Here is a 16447-nt window from a genome sequence, read left to right on the forward strand (position 1 = left end):
GAATCAATCGTCGTCTTTGCGGAACATGTTGAGGCTGTCATTGAAGATGCAGTGAGGGTCTTCCTGATCCATCAGCCGTTCCTTCTTGCTGAACTTCACGTTTGGGTCAGCAAACAGGTTGAAGAACAGGACCATCGGAATGCTGGCTGCGATCACCAGGAGTAACGAGCCGGCGAAGGCCCAGCCACCAAAGGCCTGTCGAACGTATGCAGCAAACAGACAAGCTGCAGCAGCCAGAGCGATCGACCCGGCCCCCTTCCCAACCTGCTTCATCACAAAGGACTTGTTCATCTCGGTGGCTCCTTGGCACAACCATTTATGGCTCCACAATACCTATAGATTTGTATGGATGCAAGGCAAATTATAGTTACGTGTTACGAATACAGGCACAACCATTTATGACTCTGTAGCGAGAAAAGCGTTGGCCGCCAGCACAACCATTTATGCCCTAGGAGAGACAAAAGCGGAAAGCCGCAGCACAACCATTTATGCTTAAGCGCAGCCATAAAAGCCGGCCCCGTCGGCGCCGATACGCCGCCCAGCAACCAAAAGGGAGGCGCTCGCTGGCAGAGATACCCCGGGCCGCAATCGCCTAGGGGCATGCACGCATGCAATGAGCTGAGAATCATGGAGGCAATGAAGTGCTTCCCACCCACGAGACACCGAACAGAGAAAAGCGGCTCCAAGCACCCTGAGCTGAGACGAATCCGACCAAGCACCACCACTCGGCACCAGGTGCTGACTACTGCCAGCCAATCGTCAATACCCGCCTGCCCGGTCACAAGCGGCACCAGGAGAGCAGCAGGGTCGGCCTCGCCAGGCAGGTCACATACCACCCACCGCCAGCCAAGCATCACACGCTGCGAGCCGGATCGAGCACCGCCAGCACAGATCCAGCTTCACCCACCACCGGCCGCCGGGCATCGCACTCTGCCGGCCACGCCAGGATCGCAAACCGCAGCAACAGGTCTCACACCGCCCACCACCGACCGCGACCGATCATCGGAGGCCAGCTGCAGGACCAGCATCGAGCCCCTGCACAGCCAGCCTCTCTCCTCCCCCCGTCGCATCCTTCTCAGCCCGTCGCTCTCCTCCCCCGTCAGATCCTTCTTGGGGTCGCCACCGACTGCCGGTGGCCTGTTTCGCTTGACGCAACCCGCAGGGACTGACGGTTGAGCGCCGGCCGAGGTGCGTAGCGAAAGGCACAAATGGTTATGCTGTCGGCAGGAGAAAAAGCGCCAAACCTGCGGCAGCAGAACAAGCGCCAGCACAATGAAATGCCAATGCGGCAGCGCAACAACGAAACCCCAAACTAGCGATGGCACAATTCAACATCTAGAACTGGTGCGAGAACAATAGGATCCCACCACTCATGCTCTCACGCACAGCAGACGACGTAGAAGTCGCAGTGAAATAATGGAGATGAAGAAGAGAAGAGAGAAAAGAGAATCCACAGAAGAAGAATGAACCCAATACGTCATCAGCAGAAGGGAGCCGGCGGGTGCAGAGGCACAAGCGGCACAGAAAGAACTGGCAGATCCACAACGGCCAGCCCCACGACAGGCACCCAAACCAAACTTGCAAAACGAGGGGTGGCACAACGAGCAGCGGAAAAAGAGAATCCGACACAAGTGCCGGCGCCAGAATGAGGCCGATGGTGCAACCGGAATAAGAGAAAATGAATTAAGAGAATTAAATTAGATTAAGGGAGCGGGCGCGAGGCAGTTCGGTTCAAACACCGCCAGGCCCAGATAAAAGTCAGCTCACCACCGAATGCAAAAGCAATTCTCAGCGGCCGGATCACACTACGCTCAGCAAGAGCCCGGATAACACTTCGCCAAATCACCGGTAGGCTTCTTGTCCGCTTTACCGAAGCCGCAGGATCCCACTGCGCATAACACCGGTCAGCTTCTAGTTAGCTTCGCCAAAGCCGCAGAGTCACACATCGCGTAACACCGGTTCGCTTCTAGTCCGCTTTGCCCATAGCCCGGTTCATACTTGGCCTGTCACCGAATAGTTTCTGGTCGCCCTCAGCCACGAAAAAAAAGCCCTGCCGACGTTGATCGACAAGGCCTTCGCGAAACTGATTAGCGATTACTCATCCACGTCGATCTCTCCTTCGAACTTCGTTTCCACCTGGTCCAGCATGCTGCCCACCAGAGACTCAAGAGATGCCAGATCATCTTCTCTGGCCTTGAGCGTCAGCTTTACGCCATGGCTCATATTTCGTACCCGCTCGTGCATTTCGGCTCTGAGGTCAAAGAGTTTGGAAACCCTTTCGCACAGGCTCAGAACAAGCTTGTGATTGGGCTCGAATTCTCGGGCTCGCTTCACTCTCTTCGTGAGGCCTTTGTGGCTCACGTTCGTGGACATCCATTTCCCCTTGCCGGCCTTGAGCTTTCGATAGACCCGCACGAATGGTCGCGATTGGCCCCGGTGCTGGTTGAAGTCGATCCCTATGCGCCCCGTCTGGAACGGCTGCATGACGTAGAGCAATTCACCCATGCGGACCAGGAGCTGATCGATGCGAATCAGGTAGTCGACAGCGGTGTCGACCGACTCCTTGCCTTTGCGCCGAAGCTCTTCGAAATCGTCGATGGAGGGGGGGTTGTGTATAGCCATTGTTTAAGCGTTCGCCGGGGGGTTGTGTATAGCCGCGCCGAGGGGGCGCGTTCCGGCGAATTTTCTTTGTCACCATCCAGTATTGTCAATACGTGTTATGTATCTTAGACTCACATCAATGCATACAGCACAGTAGCTACATCGCACTGCACTGTAGGCACTGCACACTGCACAGTGCGCATCGTTAACCCTTCTAAGTCACTGGTTTATATAGGTTTTTTTCATGAAAGGTCGCGTAGCAATCGGTTTGGATGCGGGTCGTAGTGCCATTAAAGTCGTCGCTTACCACGACGGCAAACGAACGGATATCATGTACCCCACTCTGGCGGTTCCAGCTGTCGAACTCACCGACCCGACGACTGCGGCTCGCGCCCAGGCCGAGACCGAAATTGTCGATGGCAAGGCATACTTCACTGGCGATACCGCTCGCCTCCAGGGCAACCTCACCTCCTCTATCGGGTTGAACGACAACTGGACGGATACCGCTGAATACCTGGCGCTTATTCAGTCGGCTTTCACCAGGTTACGTGCTAAGGGAGTTCAAGGTATTGAGGAGGCATTTGTAATTATCGGTACCCCGTCTAAGTTGTTCGGCTCTCGTAAGGACAGTCTGGTCGAGCGCACTCGGAAAGCACTCCCTAAAACTGTCGAGTTGAAAGCACTTCCTCAGCCAATGGGCGCTTACTGCGACTACATCCTTGATCAGTCGGGCATGCCCATTGAAAATCTGATCAATGGTGCTAACGGAAGGCCTAAATCCTATGGCGTCATCGAGGGTGGGCATTACTCGACTGACTTTCTTTTGATGAGGGAAGGTCAATATATTGAACGGGGCGCTGACTCCTGCGCAGGAATGAGTGCTGCTGCAGAGCAGTTGCGCCGCATCCTAGGCAAGCGCGAGATTCAAGCAAGCCTGGTGGAGTGTGAGGAATCGTTCAGCACCAAATGTCTTTTCCAGTACGGTCAGGAGGTAAACATTCAAGAGCAAGTGACCGAAGCTCAACAGCATGTGGTTCAGGAGGTTATCTCTAAAGGTAACTCGTTGTTTTCCGATGATGCTCGTTCCCTCAATGGGATTTTAGTTGCGGGTGGAAGCGCCGAGGCGATCTATGCTCGCGCCAAAGATGTATGGCAACACAGCATTCTTGTAAAAAATCCTCGCTGGGCTGTTGCTGACGGTTTTGCTCGCTATGCCCTTGGACAAATCATCCGGAGCATCGTAAACGCGAATGCAAAAAGGGTGTCTGCTGTAAATGGCTAAGTTAATTCGTGTATATGACCCTAATGAAACTGAGCGCAAAATAAATCTGAATATCCCAGAAGACGTTTGCCCAGGTTTGCTGGAGTTCATGTCCGAACTGCCATACGGTAAAGACACGCCTCTTATCAGGGGAGTCTTTTATCAGTGGTTTTTGAGCCACAGTGAGGCCGGCACCCTAGACGAAGCTCTGAATAACGCTCTTGCTGGCCCGGGGGGAATGATTGCGACGGGCCGCCAATCCAAGCGTGAAAGTGCAGCTCCACCGAGCCGAAAGAAACGGGTACCACGGCAGCGAGAGATCACCGCAAAACCAGGGGCTGTAAAAGCTCCGGCAGTCGCGCCGCCCTCAGGGCCCCTAGCTCCCGCTGAACCGATGGAGCCGGCCCTGGTTGTCGAGGAGGTTCGCCCTCCCCTGCAACCTGAGCCGGTGGGCACCCAGAGTGGTGCTCCCTTGCACACAGGTGCTGTCGAGGCTCATGCACTGTCTGTCCCTGTCGCCACCCCACCTGACTACGGTATGGATGCTCGGGACTCGTTGATCGACCAACAGCCGCAGCTGCTCTCAAGCGCAGGTGCCCTTGATGAGGCCAGCCCATCGCATGACTCTCAAGATCCGACCACGGCCGAACCCACAAACTCGCAAATGGCAGCACTCGATGCGATGGGCAACATGTTCTAGTCCTCCACAAGCAATCAGGTGAACGATGAAAATTGGCTCCAAACTGCTGAACGTCGCTCAGCGCATAGCGGCAACCACGACAGATTTTGTTTTGGTATCGCTGGTACTGGGTGGATCGCTAGCACTACTGGCTTTAGTCATGGCTCATAATGCCCATGTCGATACGTCGGGCCCATTCGACGTTGCTACCCCCGGCCTGAGCTGGACTGAGGGGGCAGCACTCAGCCTGGCACCTTACTTCCTTGTTCTGTTGCCTTTGGTGTGGTTGATCTACGAAGCGACACTGACCAGGACTTGGCGTGGCACGACGGCCGGCAAGCTGTTGTTCCGTGTCAGGACGATCTCGCTCAACGGCAACCTATCCATCTGGCAGTGCATCTTGCGCACCACCTTGAAGATCATGTCCGTCTTGCTTCTGCTCAGCATCGGGCATCCGCTCGTGCTAGCCGTTGTGCTTGCAGCCTTCATCGCGGTTCCGGTTTTCACTGTGAAATCCCAGTTCATCTTCGACCTCATGGCGTCCACCACCGTGACTAAACGGGGCACGTGACCACCCGCACCAAATTACATGACCGGCCTCAGGGCCGGTTTTTTTTGGTATAGAAATGGTGTTTATCAGCCCATGTTGAACATTACCTGAGGCAAAGTTAACGGATACTCCCACTGGAGAAGCCAGTCAGGTCCGAGGTCGCGAAGCCTCCTTTGTAGTCAGCAACACGGTAACGGGTTAGCGCACTACCCACATACCGCCTGATATCTCCGCTCCCTAATGCATCCCCTGTGTTTGCCTCTGTGTTCTCGACTCGGTGATGCACCGCCAGTTTTGAGATCAGACAATAGTCGAGTCCGGGCTTCTCCCAGGAACTGACAACACAGCTGGACGATTAGGTCGAAGCGGTTATCCCTCAGGTCGCTCACCACTACGTGAGCAGCGCAAATGACTTCCCCGGACGTATGTCCTTCACATAGCAGCCAGGTGCAACTGGTGGGGATTCGCAAGCTAGCCAAGCAGGACGTCGTACTGCTGTCGACTATCCTAATGGCGATAAAGAGGTGAGCTCAGTCTTGGTAACGGTGGATTCTCCACCTACAGCGCCGCGGCAGCTGTGGTTACCAGGACTGGGCTCTTTGTATATCAAAGGCCCAGTTTTTTTTCGCCGCGGGCGCCTTTGTTAGCCCTTACGTCTAGAGGCGTATTAGCCTCCACTGTCTCAGTGACGTCGGGCCTTCCACAGACCCACCGTACCACTGCCGCCGGCAGACTGATCGATGTTTGGAGAGTCGCCCGTCTCGATCACTTTTGTCCTCACTACCGATTTGTACGCCCCCGTCTCCAGTTTGCCGATGTACTCCTGCCAGTCCTCCGCCGCATGATTCTCGTTGGGAAGGGAATGACCTTTGGTCTTCATCCCACACCTCACACGATCCCGACCAGCTGCGTCCATCGCATAGGTGGTTATTGAATAGCCATCCCTCAGCTTCTCTTGCACTTGAAGCTCCAAAAGCCTGCTCATTTCCGATTTGTCCATTGCAACCTCGGTAAAAACATGTGAGGGGGCGAGCGGCTGGGAGCCGGGGCCACGAGATGAGGATCGCACACGCCACTACCATCTTGGCTCTACCCTAGCGGCAATGGCACCATTTCTTCGCTAGTAGCTCTGAGATACCAATCTGAAAGGTAAGGGTTAGTACCAGCTGCATAACGCTTCGCAATTCTCGGATGCGATCTCACCCAGGCTCTCAATCCCTCCCAAGCCTTGCTGCGATAAAAAAGCGTTCGACTGTCCCAGCCCCCGTGGTCCAGCAACTTGATCCCGAACTCATCCGATAAGGCACGGGCATCGTCAATAGTGAACCCCCTGAGAAATACCCGAGCTTCACTGCGATATTTGACGATGTACCACCCAAACCCATGGCACCTATAGCTAGTAGGATCGAACTGAACGATGTTGCACACCCCGAGGTGCACACCATCATGGACGGCCGACCGTGGGGTGATTAATGAAATCCAGGGGCCTTCGTAAATCATTGAGGCCTCGAAAAGCTGACCCCTGATGGTGGCGCTGTGGAAGACGTTATTGTTCATGGCCTACTCTACCTCTCCGCACTACCAGAAATTTTAGCCGATCCCCCTCCTGCAGCTCGTTGAGACGACTAGCGGTGCAGCGATTCGCAACTAACGCAGATGGCTATTTGCGCCGCCGGCAGCCCCGGCCCCATCTGCATGAGCATTTTGCCACTAGCCTCCATGGCCACCCATCAGTATTATAGTTACATGTTATTCAACCCCCTGAGGCTCACGTGATCCATAAAGCAATCGCGGCATTAGCTGCCACCTGCGTCATCATCGCCTTACCTGGTTGTGCAGCGAAGCCAATCACCGTTGAGAAAGGCCCGGTGCGCGTTCAAGCAGCACAGATCAACGGGCGCCTGGTAGAGGGTGTGCCTGTCAAGGCCGTGACCGAGGACGCCGCCCTTGGTGACATGACAGCGTATGTGAATGACGCTCTCAAGAAAGCTGGCTACAACCAGACTGCGGGTGATGCCAAGGTCACGTACACAATCAGCGAGGTCTATGCGGGCCCAGCCTCACAGTACAAGGAAGCTCACACAGCAGTGGGCAATGCTGTTGCCACGGGTGCCTCTCTGGCTGTATCCCTCGCGACCTGCTCACTGCTGAACAATTGCACCGACTCTGGGATGGTTGGGAACAACGTCGCCTCAGGCCTAACCGCAGCATCCGATGCAGCACAGACCACCAGCGGCCAGAACGTCGACAAGCTCGCGGGGACGAACCTGGTGATTCACACGGTTTGCTTAACCGGCCGGGGTTGCGCCAGTTCAGCTGCAGCGACTTCAGACCCCTCGATCTCGCTGAATGATCTCCGTATGCAGAACGCCATGCTGGGCCTTCCCCGCACGATGAGGATCGGCGAGTAACACCGCTGTTGTACGCTACCGGCTGCCTAGCAGCCGGTCTTCAAGGTTAGCACCATTGCTCCAGTCCCTTCTCCTCAGACCTTCCTTACTTAAATCCCCCTCTCACTGACGCCAGTCCAAGGCATCTAGTTTCTGCAAGAACGTTACGCATCTCCCGTTATCAGGCCTTCCACTGTTCCGGTGCAGGTCACTTTTAGAGGAGATTGCGATATGGCAATGCGCATCATCACGGGTCCAGCTGCTCAGCAAAACTCCGCTGCTTGGTTTGCATGGCGTCGTGAGGGAATCGGAGCTAGCGAGGCGCCCCAGATCATGGGCACGTCAAAATTCCGCAGTTCATATGAGCTTTTCAGACTCCGCCTGGGCATCGGGCCTCCCCCGCCGCCAAACCCCTACGTCGATCGTATTCGAGCCAGGGGTCATCAGCTGGAACCCATAGCTAGGGCGGCTTATGAAAAGCACACCGGTACCACGGTTACGCCCATCATTGCCGAGAGTGACTCGATCCCATTTATCAGGGCATCGCTAGACGGGTTCAATCCATAAGTTCCGGAGCTTCGTTAACCGTTACATCAAAAAAATGCCATTAGGCTCAGGACGTTATGAGACCTAACGCTTTTCTGTCTAGAGCTGGGAATGCGACAGGCGGTTCGGCCGGATGCCTGGTACCGAATTGCTCAAAATGAATTGCGGTTGGAAGGTTTCAGGCGCGTCGCTCTCTGCACTTGAGCCCTACAAGCCCAGCGGCATGCGGCGATCATTGTGAGTTGGAGATTTTCCAAGGCGCTTCCGATAGATTGATCTCTTCCTGCACCCGCTTTAGCAAGAGCTCGGTCGAGACCCCCTCTCTTTCGGCGTAAGTGCATACCAGCAGGGTGATTGGATGAATGTTCAGCATCGGCGCCAAGGCGTCGAGCTTTTCAATCGTCGGAGAATACATACCACGTTCGAGTGAGCTGATGTAGGTTCGACCGGAAACCTCGGATAAATCATCCTGGCTGATTGCGCGCTCTTTCCGGAACCAGCGAAACACCTTTCCGAAAGCTTTTTTCAGTTCCATTTGCTCAATCCGCAAAAGGAACGATGAAGCCGTTTTGAACAGTATATCGCTACACAGTATACTGTTCATTTTGAGGCATTGTTATGTTCGTTTCCGACAGCAGGGCGGAGGTCAAAGGTCTGGCAGCACTTCTTGAGCCAGGGCAGCGTGGGTGGCACGTCATGCTGAAGCCTCAAATGTCACCGTGGTTCCATGCCACTGTGGTGACATGTGATGAGGGCTTTGATACCCGCACTACGGTATTTATCGATTCTTTACCATCCCTCATCACGTGGATTGAGTCGGGTCAGGAGGGGATGTTGTTGGAATCCCTTCAGCTCGTTTCTCCTGGCTGGTTAAGAGGAGGGAAGGGATGGGAAATGAATGCTCTTGCAGAGATCGCGCAGAACCAACTGGAAGGAGCTGTAAGGTTCACTCTCCAGGATGGAAGGGCTTATTACTATCCTGATCCCGCTGCTCGAAGCACGCACGGCTTTGCGAAGGTACTTTATCGTTTGCATTCGGAGCATTAAGTGCCCTACTCGTTAATCAAACAGTCTTCCAGTTTTGCCTGCGGCATCGCCTACGCTGACACTCCAAGTTGGCCCGTTCGAGCTCGAGATTTCGACGTTTGAAGGCGAGGCCGGTCGCTTTTGCACGGCCTGCTGGGACAGCGATGAGCGCAAGATGCGCTTGACCCACTTGGCTAGCGAATTCCGATTTGTCGGTCAGTGGGAATGCCCCAAGTGCCATGCCGGATATGGCGCAAAGGACGCATAAGGGCCCTGACCACCTCAATCACTCATCCATTGTTTTGGCAAAGCTGCGGGCAATGAGCTAACGGGCGCGACGTCGACAGTCTGAGCGAGGTTTCCATGGTCTGGTTTCCTAGCGAGGTTGACCAAGCGCCTTCATGCTATTGGGTCTGCATCCACTCTGTGGGGTCGACTCGGTGCCATGATTGTGCTTCGCGATCAAAGTCCGTCCATATCTCCTGCAGTTTGGCACGGTCAACTTGGAATAATGGGCTGTCCAAATGAGCGAACTGATCGAAATTGGCGGCAGGCAAAACAGTGCCAGCGCCGCTGTAGCAGAACCAGGAGCCCACCAACTGCGCAATTTCTGCAATTTCACGCAAGGTTTGCTTAGCGTCCGCCAGCCCCCACCGCTCTAAGATGCGCCCCTGTCGACTTGCCTCGGTGGCAGCATGGGCGATATCCACGTTTACATGTTCTATAACGGATGAAAGTCGATCGAGGCGGGCCTCCAGCATGTCGAATATCTCGATCCGAATCAGATCGTCTGGCGTTGAAGCGCCGGCGCTCACTCCACTTAGCCAGTCGAACTCCTCGTGCCGCTTGATCGAGAGCTCGTAGTGGTACTTTATTGGTACCCAGTAGGATCGTCTTCCATGTTGCAGTTGCTCATTGACGAAGGTGTTATACGCTGCATGTGTGCGATGGTAGTTGTACTCCAGGCCCGCAATATCCCTGACATAGACCAGCCGTGTAAGCTTCCCTCGTGCCGCTCGGACGTCGGCGATAAGACCCCCTATAGAGCACACGCTTTTCGGGCCGCGGATAGGCTCGACCTCGACAAGTCTTCGAACACCCTGCATTGTTCCAGCCCAGAATCCGTTCGCTAGCATATCCATTACCAGCGCATTGAGCTGCTTTTCGCCGCCGACCGTCGGGGCTTGGCGCACCATTTCTACAACGCATGAGTACGCTGCGATGTCCCACGCCATTTGATTTAACGCCTTGGTGATGGCGTTTTCTTCAGATTCGAAAACGCGCTTCCATTCAGCGACTCGCTCACGCACCGCTTTCTCCCCAGGGTTTCACGTTCACTTCTCACGCCGGCCTAATCTCAACTTCGAGGGCGACGAATGCCTCAAAAAAGCAGTTGGCTCGTTGCTAGGTTCCAGGATGCGTCATCGACTCCAAGCTGATGGATCGGGCAGTCAAGACTTTCCAGTTCTCGGCGTGCAACAGGGTCGCTAGCAAGCGTATTTTTTACCCCCAGGTAAACGGCAGTGATCGGAACCTCTTTTTTATAGAGGTGCAGTCCTTGAGGTAGGGGATTACCTGTATCGTACGCACGAAGGCGGTCGGCCTGGAACACGTGGGTTTCTTCGAAAAGGCTGTCTGCAATTTTTACGACGCGCACCTCTTCTTCATATACCCAGCTGGCGTGCTTTGTCAGGAACAAACGCCTTGCCAGGGCTTGTTGCTCGAAGGTCTGTGTAGCCGGTGCTCCAAAGCCTTGTCGGTGGACCCGGCCCAACGTGCTCATGGTTTCCGGCGTCATCTTGAACGGGGATTTGGTGTGTGTGTAGATGACGTCGCCAATATCTGCAGGAATGAGGTTGTATTCCTGCGAGCTCAGGAAGGGACCGCTTACGTCATAAGCTATGACCACGCCGGTATGTTCTCTGCCGTAATGGGCCCACATGAGGGGATTGAGGGGGCTACGGGTCAGGCTGAGAATGACCACCTGGTCCTTTAACTGCACAATCTGATTGCGAAGGGTGTCCATCTTCGATAGCGGCCCATCGCCGTTGGATAGCGCGGTCAACTCAAAGGGATCATTAAATTTCGACGGAGTGCGAAATCCCAGTCGACGGCTTCTTAGGGCCGCGCGGCCGCCAGCTGCATCGTAGTACTTATACAGAATCAACGAACTAACTCCTTTTGGTTGTCGAATGACGGTCGACTGCTGATGAGCATTGCCGAGCAATGCTTGCGAAATCTTGTTGCGCGTCAAGTTGCGCAAGAAAAACCCCGCCATGTGGCGGGGTTGTGAATCGGTATTGCTTAGAGGTCGATGTGATCGCGGAACCAGGCCCAGGCCCGGTAAACATTCGCCAACTTGGCAATGAAATCAGCCACGTTGACGACCTCGACCACGGGTTTCAGCTTAGTTTTCATGGTAACCCCCAGTAAGGAGCCCCGGGCCGTTGCGCTTGCCGGACTGCGCAACGGTTTCACTGATCAGATGTTGATGCTGGCAGCGAACCGGGATGTCTATCGGCCCTCTCGATTTCCGGCGCGTTGTCCAGACGCGGTCAAGAGGCGTTTGAGGGCAGTCCCCCTGCCCGTGTTCTTTCATACCACTTATCGACTGACACAAAAAAGTACTTTTGCGTGGAGCACATTTTTATTTTTCAATGTCAAGATTTTTCGCAGAATTCCCTTGACAGGTGCAACTGGTGCCGATCAAGCGTATTCACCTGTTCGTTGAAAAATAATGATTATTCCCGTCGTGTTCGTGTGTTTTCGTGTGTGTTTACGTTCAGCAAATTTTTTACCAAGCAGCCTTTCTAGAGGATCCAAGGTGTTTCGGCGGTTTTGCCGGAGCGCTCCCTGCAATATGTACGCTTATCGCGGCGTATTGCGCAGCGGCACCACGCTGGATACTATCGACCTTGTTGATGCTGTCAGCGAACCGCGAAACGAACATCCATTCGGATCGCACAGAGAAACCGCCCGTCCAGGCGGTTTTTTTGTATCCGCGATATCCATTTGGCCATCTGTACCACCTACCCATAACCTTCGCTGTGATTATTCATGATTGAATTGCACCGATTGTAATGCACCCAATCAATCGCCCATTACTGTTCAGTATGCTGGCATCCGCGCTTTCGATCCCGGTAAGGCACGCCCTTTCGCTGCAAAGCATAACCCGCCATTCGTCATAGATGATGCACGGAACCAGCGCAAATAATGCGATGCAACGAGGCCCATTATATTACGGTGCTGTCCACCAGTCCGCGCAAACCGTCAAGCAAGTGCCAAATCGGTACGCAGAACGGTGCAATTGGTTAGCATGTTGATGGATCGCCACTTTCAGCCTGTGTCAACTTATTTCTTCGGTAAGTCACCTGGCAAACAGCGAGGCATGACGTTTATAGGAGAACCGTCACTGGTGATTCGGCGGTAGCTAAAAATCGTGATTTCGGTTTGGCCTTAAGGCAAGCGATACAAGCCAACGGCCATGTCAGCGATCGGCTAGCATGGCCGGATCATTTCGGAAGCTGAATGGATGGATGCTATGTGTCGGAGCACTGGAGTTGAAGGAGCAAGTCATTGTGTGGGGCGCAGTCCCACTGTTTCCGAGAGGTCGCGTTGGTGCGAGCGCACCTACGCAACTATCCGGCAGTCCAGGCAGTGACAGGCAAGATCGCTCGTCTGAGAGCGTGGTGGTCCGCCCGCAACAGTGCAGGTTCCCCTAAGCAACCTACAGTGCATCAATCTGTTGAGGTTGGCTCTGAAGCACCCATCCGGACGAAATCCGAGGACCTCCTTATCCACTTAAGCGATCCCGCAGATAACAAGCCTGGTGATAGGGATAAATTTGATCCCGCACTAGATGAAGGAACCGTAGAGGCGATGAAGGCGCTCTGGGTGAAAATCATCAGAGCCCACGCTGCAGCCGACGTCGCGCTGATGGCAGAGGACGACCTTGTATCGCTGTTGTATCGCTGGAGGGATTACGCGAAGAGCAATGAAGAGCCTCGACGTTGGATGGCAGAAGCCATCAAGGACGACGAGGACTTTGCAAAGATCGTCTCGGCCATGATGAGCACTGGAAAAAGCCATTCGGTAAGGGATCGAGTTACCAAGGTACATAAAATGTTCAGTCGGGAGGCGGTTGAAGATTTCATTGGTCTTGACGAAGCCCAGGTACGCTGCGATGCGATCAATCCGGCCCGGTTCCCAGACCATGAGGATTCCTTATGCACTCTGAAAAGACACCTGGACGCTTGGCGGGAGAATGAGGGTGATCTTCTCTACATGTGAAAAGTGGCAGGCTCACTTGATGGGCCTGCTCCCTTACACCCAACTCACTGCCTAGGCTTTTTGCTTGACCATCAGACTGAGAACAACGGTCAGCACGTTAGCCAAGCACAGCATAGACGCCATGCCGATCAACCCGGCGGTAAACGACCCAGTAACATCCTTGAGCCAGCCGACAGCGTAAGATCCAACCAAGCCTCCCAGGCTACCGGTTGCGTTGATCAACGCAATGCCACCTGCGGCTGCTTGCTTGCCTCGGCGACCTCGGGCGCTGCCCGATCTGCCGAATCCATCGCCGCAAGATAGCGGTCAATGCTCTGCTCGATGTGCTGCATTCGCGCCTTCATCTTGCCCTGGGTAAAGTTGCGGTCGCGGATATTTACGGCTTTGAATTTGCTGCCGTCGATGGTAATGATCGACTGGGACAAAAGATTGAGGTTGCGGCACAGCACTACGAATTGCCGGCACACGCTGCGAATGGCTTTGCTTGTCCCGGCGAAAGTCGGCAATCGTTTTGAAGTCGGGAGCCAACCGGCCCGTTAGCCACATCAGCTCGACATTGCGCTCTGCGTCGCGCTCAAGCCGGCAGCTGGACTGAATCCGGTTGAGGTAGCCATAGATGTAGATTTTCAGCAGGATTGCTGGATGGTAGGCCGGACGACCCGTTGCAGCCGGATCGACACCCTCGAAGCCGAGTGCTCCCAGGTCGAGTTCATCGACGAAAACGTCGACCACCCGAACTGGGTTTTCTTCGGTGATGTAATCGTCCTAAAAAACTAGACGCGAATGGGACGCCGCTGGTGTCCCGAGGGTCGAGAAAATTTTGAGGGGTAGTCGCAGCGATCCTTTAGCTCCCAGCCTTGCGACCTTGGGTTCAGAATCCGACCGGCTATGCCCGTCGTCACTACCTCAGAGAAACCAGCTTCCTCTGCTGCCAAAGTTGCGGGGGGGCTTTTGCTGGTACCCAGTCCCGACAGATGCGCAGTTGCAGCCCTCAGCTGTAAGGATACACGAGCTGACAGGCGTGTCAGTCAAATTCGAAGGTCGCGCCTTAACGCACCATACAACGCGACCTATCCCTGAACCACCAGAGTCAATTCCTCGTCAGGCCGGAAGTGCAAGCGAAGCCGTACCTGACAAAGGAAGGGTGCACCCCAAATCGTATTTCAGCGCTTCAGCCAAGAATGCGACTTGCTCGACTCCAGAGGATCCGTGCATTCACCGCACGTCCTAACGACCGATATTGACTGGTATTACCCAGTTCCAACGTATCTCCTACAAGCTTCACGGTTCGCGGCTGCACTTGGCCTATCCAATTCGGGAACATCGAGACTGCGATGGTGTGGGTGAGCTCACCCGAGTGTTCGTCTACATCAAAGGGGCCGCTGTAGGAGATGTACGACAGGCCTTGAGAGCGGTACTCCGCATCAGTACCCTCGAACCAGTCACCTGATGAAAACGATGCTCGATTCGGCATGCTCAACTGAGCCGACATATAGCCATCTGCCGAGTAGATTATGAATCCTTCAGGATGTTCACCGAAGGGATATACAGGGGCAGATCCGTCCACTGGGTATTCTGTGTAGGTTTCGAGAACCCATGTTCCAATCAGTTTTTCACGCATGCTCATGGTCGTACCTCACATCGTCTGCTGCATGTCGTTGTCGATTGGCAACAGCTGTCCAGAGATGGACTTGCCTGCGTCCGATGCTAGGAAGGCTGCTAGTTCTGCAATGTCCTTCGGGTCCACCAGGCGTTGGAGGGATTGAACAGAAAGCGCCTTGCTACGTTCTTCCTCCACGGAGTTGCCGCTGAGATTGGCCCTGCCTTTGAGCACGTTCTCAAAGCGTTCCCCTTCGACAGCTCCGGGCAGAATGGCGTTAACACGAATCCCATACCCGCCGAGTTCACGTGAAAGGCTCTTGGTGAAACCAATCAATCCCCATTTGCTGGTCGAGTAAGGGGAGCGATCTGGGTAGCCAAGTCGTCCAGCGACAGAAGACATGTTAATGATGGAGGGGTGAGATGAACGCTTGAGCGCAGGAACGGCCAGGCGCGTAACGTTGAAGGTACCATTCAAATTTATCTGCATGACCTTGTCCCACTCATCGGGGTCAAGTTGCTCAACGGGAGCGGTGGGGCCCGATACACCGGCGTTGTTGATGAGCACATCTAAACCACCCATGGCTTCGATAAGGCCTGGAATACAGAGTTCAAGGCTGCGGCGATCAGCCAGCCCGCGATGTCTGCACAGCTTTCGCGCTTGCGCGAGCTGATGGGCGATCCGCTGTTGGTCCCGATTCAAAAAGGCCGGAGCATGACACCCACCGCCCGGGCATTGGCGCTGCGGGGACCTCTACGTGCAGCCCTGATGACTCTCGGTTCAGTCATTCAAAGTGAGTTGGGATTCGATCCTTGGAACGACAAGAGAGTCTTCCGGATAGCCGCCTGTGATACCGCCTTAAGCACCATTTGTGAGCCGTTGATTGCATCGATCGCCAAGCACGCTGGTACCCAAATTCAGGTGTCTCTCAATGCCGTTGATCCTGGGCTCATAGGAAGGCAGATGGAGGAAGGTGTTTTCGATCTGCTGATCGACTCTAGCCGCGGCGTTCCTCTGGGGATGAGATGCACGGCACTTAGGACCGATGAGTTCGTCATGGCGCAGCGCAAAGGGCACCCTCGTGGAAGTGAGCCTCTTACCCTGGATGGGTACTGTGAACTCAATCATCTTGTCGTATCGCCTGAGCGGGAGAGCTTTAGGGGGTATATGGATGAGTATTTGCGCTCCGCTGGCATGAGCCGAAAGATCTACCTTACCGTGCCGACCGCTGGGATGGTTCCAGGGATTCTGATGTCGACGGACTTGGTCTGTACGATGCCTCGCATGCTCACTCAGTCCCAGAACGATGCCATCGAGACGTTTGAGTTGCCATTTGAAAGCGAGCCTCTCCAACTCATGATGGCTTGGCATCCGAGGGATGATGCTGACGCGGCTATTCTCTGGCTGCGTCAGTTGGCTCAAAGTCCGGCCGCACCACAAGCCTCATCGAGCGATACCAAATAATTTCGCTATCTGGATAGCGGCTACTGGGCCTGGATAGCCA

Annotated in this window: 17 protein-coding genes and 1 pseudogene; 8 read left to right on the forward strand and 10 right to left on the reverse strand. The window is 54.7% G+C overall.

Annotation, left to right across the window (positions count from 1 at the left end; all coding sequences use genetic code 11):
* Positions 1-3: 3 nt before the first annotated feature.
* Both ACE4QZ_RS00480 and ACE4QZ_RS00485 read right to left on the reverse strand, forming a co-directional pair.
* Positions 4-291 carry a hypothetical protein gene (locus ACE4QZ_RS00480; protein WP_023383569.1) on the reverse strand — a complete coding sequence of 96 codons (288 nt, stop codon included), beginning with the start codon at positions 289-291 and terminating at the stop codon, positions 4-6.
* A gap of 1803 nt (positions 292-2094) precedes the next feature.
* Complete coding sequence (locus ACE4QZ_RS00485; RefSeq protein WP_023383568.1) at positions 2095-2622, reverse strand: hypothetical protein; 528 nt, start codon at positions 2620-2622, stop codon at positions 2095-2097.
* Between the two features lie 223 nt (positions 2623-2845).
* Here ACE4QZ_RS00485 and ACE4QZ_RS00490 point away from each other — a divergent pair, with 223 nt between their 5' ends.
* From ACE4QZ_RS00490 to ACE4QZ_RS00500, 3 genes are read left to right on the forward strand one after another with little or no spacing between them, the layout of a single operon-like run.
* Positions 2846-3883 carry a ParM/StbA family protein gene (locus ACE4QZ_RS00490; protein WP_023383567.1) on the forward strand — a complete coding sequence of 346 codons (1038 nt, stop codon included), beginning with the start codon at positions 2846-2848 and terminating at the stop codon, positions 3881-3883.
* Positions 3876-4562, forward strand: coding sequence for a hypothetical protein (locus tag ACE4QZ_RS00495; RefSeq protein ID WP_041925781.1), 687 nt, complete (start codon positions 3876-3878; stop codon positions 4560-4562). Before ACE4QZ_RS00490 ends, ACE4QZ_RS00495 begins: the two co-directional genes overlap by 8 nt.
* Before the next feature lie 25 nt (positions 4563-4587).
* The gene (locus ACE4QZ_RS00500) at positions 4588-5112 is read left to right on the forward strand and encodes an RDD family protein (protein ID WP_023383565.1); all 525 of its coding nucleotides are present in this window, start codon (positions 4588-4590) and stop codon (positions 5110-5112) included.
* Between the two features lie 661 nt (positions 5113-5773).
* Here the strand turns inward: ACE4QZ_RS00500 and ACE4QZ_RS00505 are convergent.
* Positions 5774-6091: a hypothetical protein gene (locus tag ACE4QZ_RS00505; RefSeq protein WP_023383564.1), complete on the reverse strand. Its 318-nt coding sequence runs from the start codon at positions 6089-6091 to the stop codon at positions 5774-5776.
* 772 nt (positions 6092-6863) lie between these two features.
* Between ACE4QZ_RS00505 and ACE4QZ_RS00510 the strand changes: the two genes are divergently transcribed.
* Together ACE4QZ_RS00510 and ACE4QZ_RS00515 are read left to right on the forward strand one after the other, a co-directional pair.
* Positions 6864-7502, forward strand: a complete 639-nt coding sequence (locus tag ACE4QZ_RS00510) for a hypothetical protein (RefSeq protein WP_023383562.1) — start codon at positions 6864-6866, stop codon at positions 7500-7502.
* Between the two features lie 216 nt (positions 7503-7718).
* Positions 7719-8048 (forward strand): lambda-exonuclease family protein, encoded by a 330-nt coding sequence (locus ACE4QZ_RS00515; RefSeq protein WP_238546576.1) that lies wholly within the window; start codon positions 7719-7721, stop codon positions 8046-8048.
* Between the two features lie 211 nt (positions 8049-8259).
* Here the strand turns inward: ACE4QZ_RS00515 and ACE4QZ_RS00520 are convergent, their stop codons facing one another.
* Complete coding sequence (locus ACE4QZ_RS00520; protein WP_041925812.1) at positions 8260-8562, reverse strand: helix-turn-helix domain-containing protein; 303 nt, start codon at positions 8560-8562, stop codon at positions 8260-8262.
* A gap of 83 nt (positions 8563-8645) precedes the next feature.
* Between ACE4QZ_RS00520 and ACE4QZ_RS00525 the strand changes: the two genes are divergently transcribed.
* On the forward strand, positions 8646-9074 hold the full coding sequence (locus ACE4QZ_RS00525) for a hypothetical protein (RefSeq protein WP_023383559.1): 429 nt from the start codon (positions 8646-8648) through the stop codon (positions 9072-9074).
* A 383-nt stretch (positions 9075-9457) separates the two neighbouring features.
* Here the strand turns inward: ACE4QZ_RS00525 and ACE4QZ_RS00530 are convergent, their stop codons facing one another.
* Together ACE4QZ_RS00530 and ACE4QZ_RS00535 are read right to left on the reverse strand one after the other, a co-directional pair.
* Entirely contained in the window at positions 9458-10363 is a 906-nt protein-coding gene (locus ACE4QZ_RS00530) for a hypothetical protein (RefSeq protein ID WP_148299953.1), read from the reverse strand.
* 71 nt (positions 10364-10434) lie between these two features.
* A complete protein-coding gene (locus ACE4QZ_RS00535; protein ID WP_158491106.1) occupies positions 10435-11316 on the reverse strand; it encodes a DUF2971 domain-containing protein in 882 nt (293 codons plus the stop codon).
* A 1394-nt stretch (positions 11317-12710) separates the two neighbouring features.
* Between ACE4QZ_RS00535 and ACE4QZ_RS00540 the strand changes: the two genes are divergently transcribed.
* Entirely contained in the window at positions 12711-13343 is a 633-nt protein-coding gene (locus ACE4QZ_RS00540) for a hypothetical protein (RefSeq protein ID WP_148299952.1), read from the forward strand.
* A gap of 51 nt (positions 13344-13394) precedes the next feature.
* Here the strand turns inward: ACE4QZ_RS00540 and ACE4QZ_RS00545 are convergent, their stop codons facing one another.
* From ACE4QZ_RS00545 to ACE4QZ_RS00560, 4 genes and pseudogenes are all read right to left on the reverse strand, one after another.
* Positions 13395-13565 carry a hypothetical protein gene (locus ACE4QZ_RS00545; RefSeq protein ID WP_023383555.1) on the reverse strand — a complete coding sequence of 57 codons (171 nt, stop codon included), beginning with the start codon at positions 13563-13565 and terminating at the stop codon, positions 13395-13397.
* Positions 13566-13585: 20 nt separating this feature from the next.
* Positions 13586-14108: pseudogene (locus ACE4QZ_RS00550) on the reverse strand (transposase); the annotation flags it as partial.
* A 406-nt stretch (positions 14109-14514) separates the two neighbouring features.
* Positions 14515-14970 (reverse strand): lipocalin-like domain-containing protein, encoded by a 456-nt coding sequence (locus ACE4QZ_RS00555; RefSeq protein WP_023383553.1) that lies wholly within the window; start codon positions 14968-14970, stop codon positions 14515-14517.
* Positions 14971-14979: 9 nt separating this feature from the next.
* Positions 14980-15645, reverse strand: coding sequence for an SDR family oxidoreductase (locus tag ACE4QZ_RS00560; RefSeq protein ID WP_084212975.1), 666 nt, complete (start codon positions 15643-15645; stop codon positions 14980-14982).
* Between ACE4QZ_RS00560 and ACE4QZ_RS00565 the strand changes: the two genes are divergently transcribed.
* Positions 15583-16407: a LysR substrate-binding domain-containing protein gene (locus tag ACE4QZ_RS00565; protein WP_023383551.1), complete on the forward strand. Its 825-nt coding sequence runs from the start codon at positions 15583-15585 to the stop codon at positions 16405-16407. The two genes, ACE4QZ_RS00560 and ACE4QZ_RS00565, sit on opposite strands and share 63 nt — an antisense overlap.
* The last annotated feature ends 40 nt before the right edge of the window (positions 16408-16447 follow it).

The organism is Pseudomonas sp. DCA-1, from assembly GCF_046523955.1.
GTDB classification, from domain to species: Bacteria; Pseudomonadota; Gammaproteobacteria; order Pseudomonadales; family Pseudomonadaceae; genus Aquipseudomonas; species Aquipseudomonas putida_Y.

Bases quoted from the DNA above. Each gene is read 5' to 3' on its own strand.
- ACE4QZ_RS00520 (WP_041925812.1), bottom strand. From the start codon at position 8,562: ATGGAACTGAAAAAAGCTTTCGGAAAGGTGTTTCGCTGGTTCCGGAAA.
- ACE4QZ_RS00515 (WP_238546576.1), top strand. From the start codon at position 7,719: ATGCGCATCATCACGGGTCCAGCTGCTCAGCAAAACTCCGCTGCTTGG.
- ACE4QZ_RS00485 (WP_023383568.1), bottom strand. From the start codon at position 2,622: ATGGCTATACACAACCCCCCCTCCATCGACGATTTCGAAGAGCTTCGG.
- ACE4QZ_RS00555 (WP_023383553.1), bottom strand. From the start codon at position 14,970: ATGAGCATGCGTGAAAAACTGATTGGAACATGGGTTCTCGAAACCTAC.
- ACE4QZ_RS00565 (WP_023383551.1), top strand. From the start codon at position 15,583: ATGTCTGCACAGCTTTCGCGCTTGCGCGAGCTGATGGGCGATCCGCTG.
- ACE4QZ_RS00480 (WP_023383569.1), bottom strand. From the start codon at position 291: ATGAACAAGTCCTTTGTGATGAAGCAGGTTGGGAAGGGGGCCGGGTCG.
- ACE4QZ_RS00490 (WP_023383567.1), top strand. From the start codon at position 2,846: ATGAAAGGTCGCGTAGCAATCGGTTTGGATGCGGGTCGTAGTGCCATT.
- ACE4QZ_RS00500 (WP_023383565.1), top strand. From the start codon at position 4,588: ATGAAAATTGGCTCCAAACTGCTGAACGTCGCTCAGCGCATAGCGGCA.
- ACE4QZ_RS00505 (WP_023383564.1), bottom strand. From the start codon at position 6,091: ATGGACAAATCGGAAATGAGCAGGCTTTTGGAGCTTCAAGTGCAAGAG.
- ACE4QZ_RS00495 (WP_041925781.1), top strand. From the start codon at position 3,876: ATGGCTAAGTTAATTCGTGTATATGACCCTAATGAAACTGAGCGCAAA.
- ACE4QZ_RS00525 (WP_023383559.1), top strand. From the start codon at position 8,646: ATGTTCGTTTCCGACAGCAGGGCGGAGGTCAAAGGTCTGGCAGCACTT.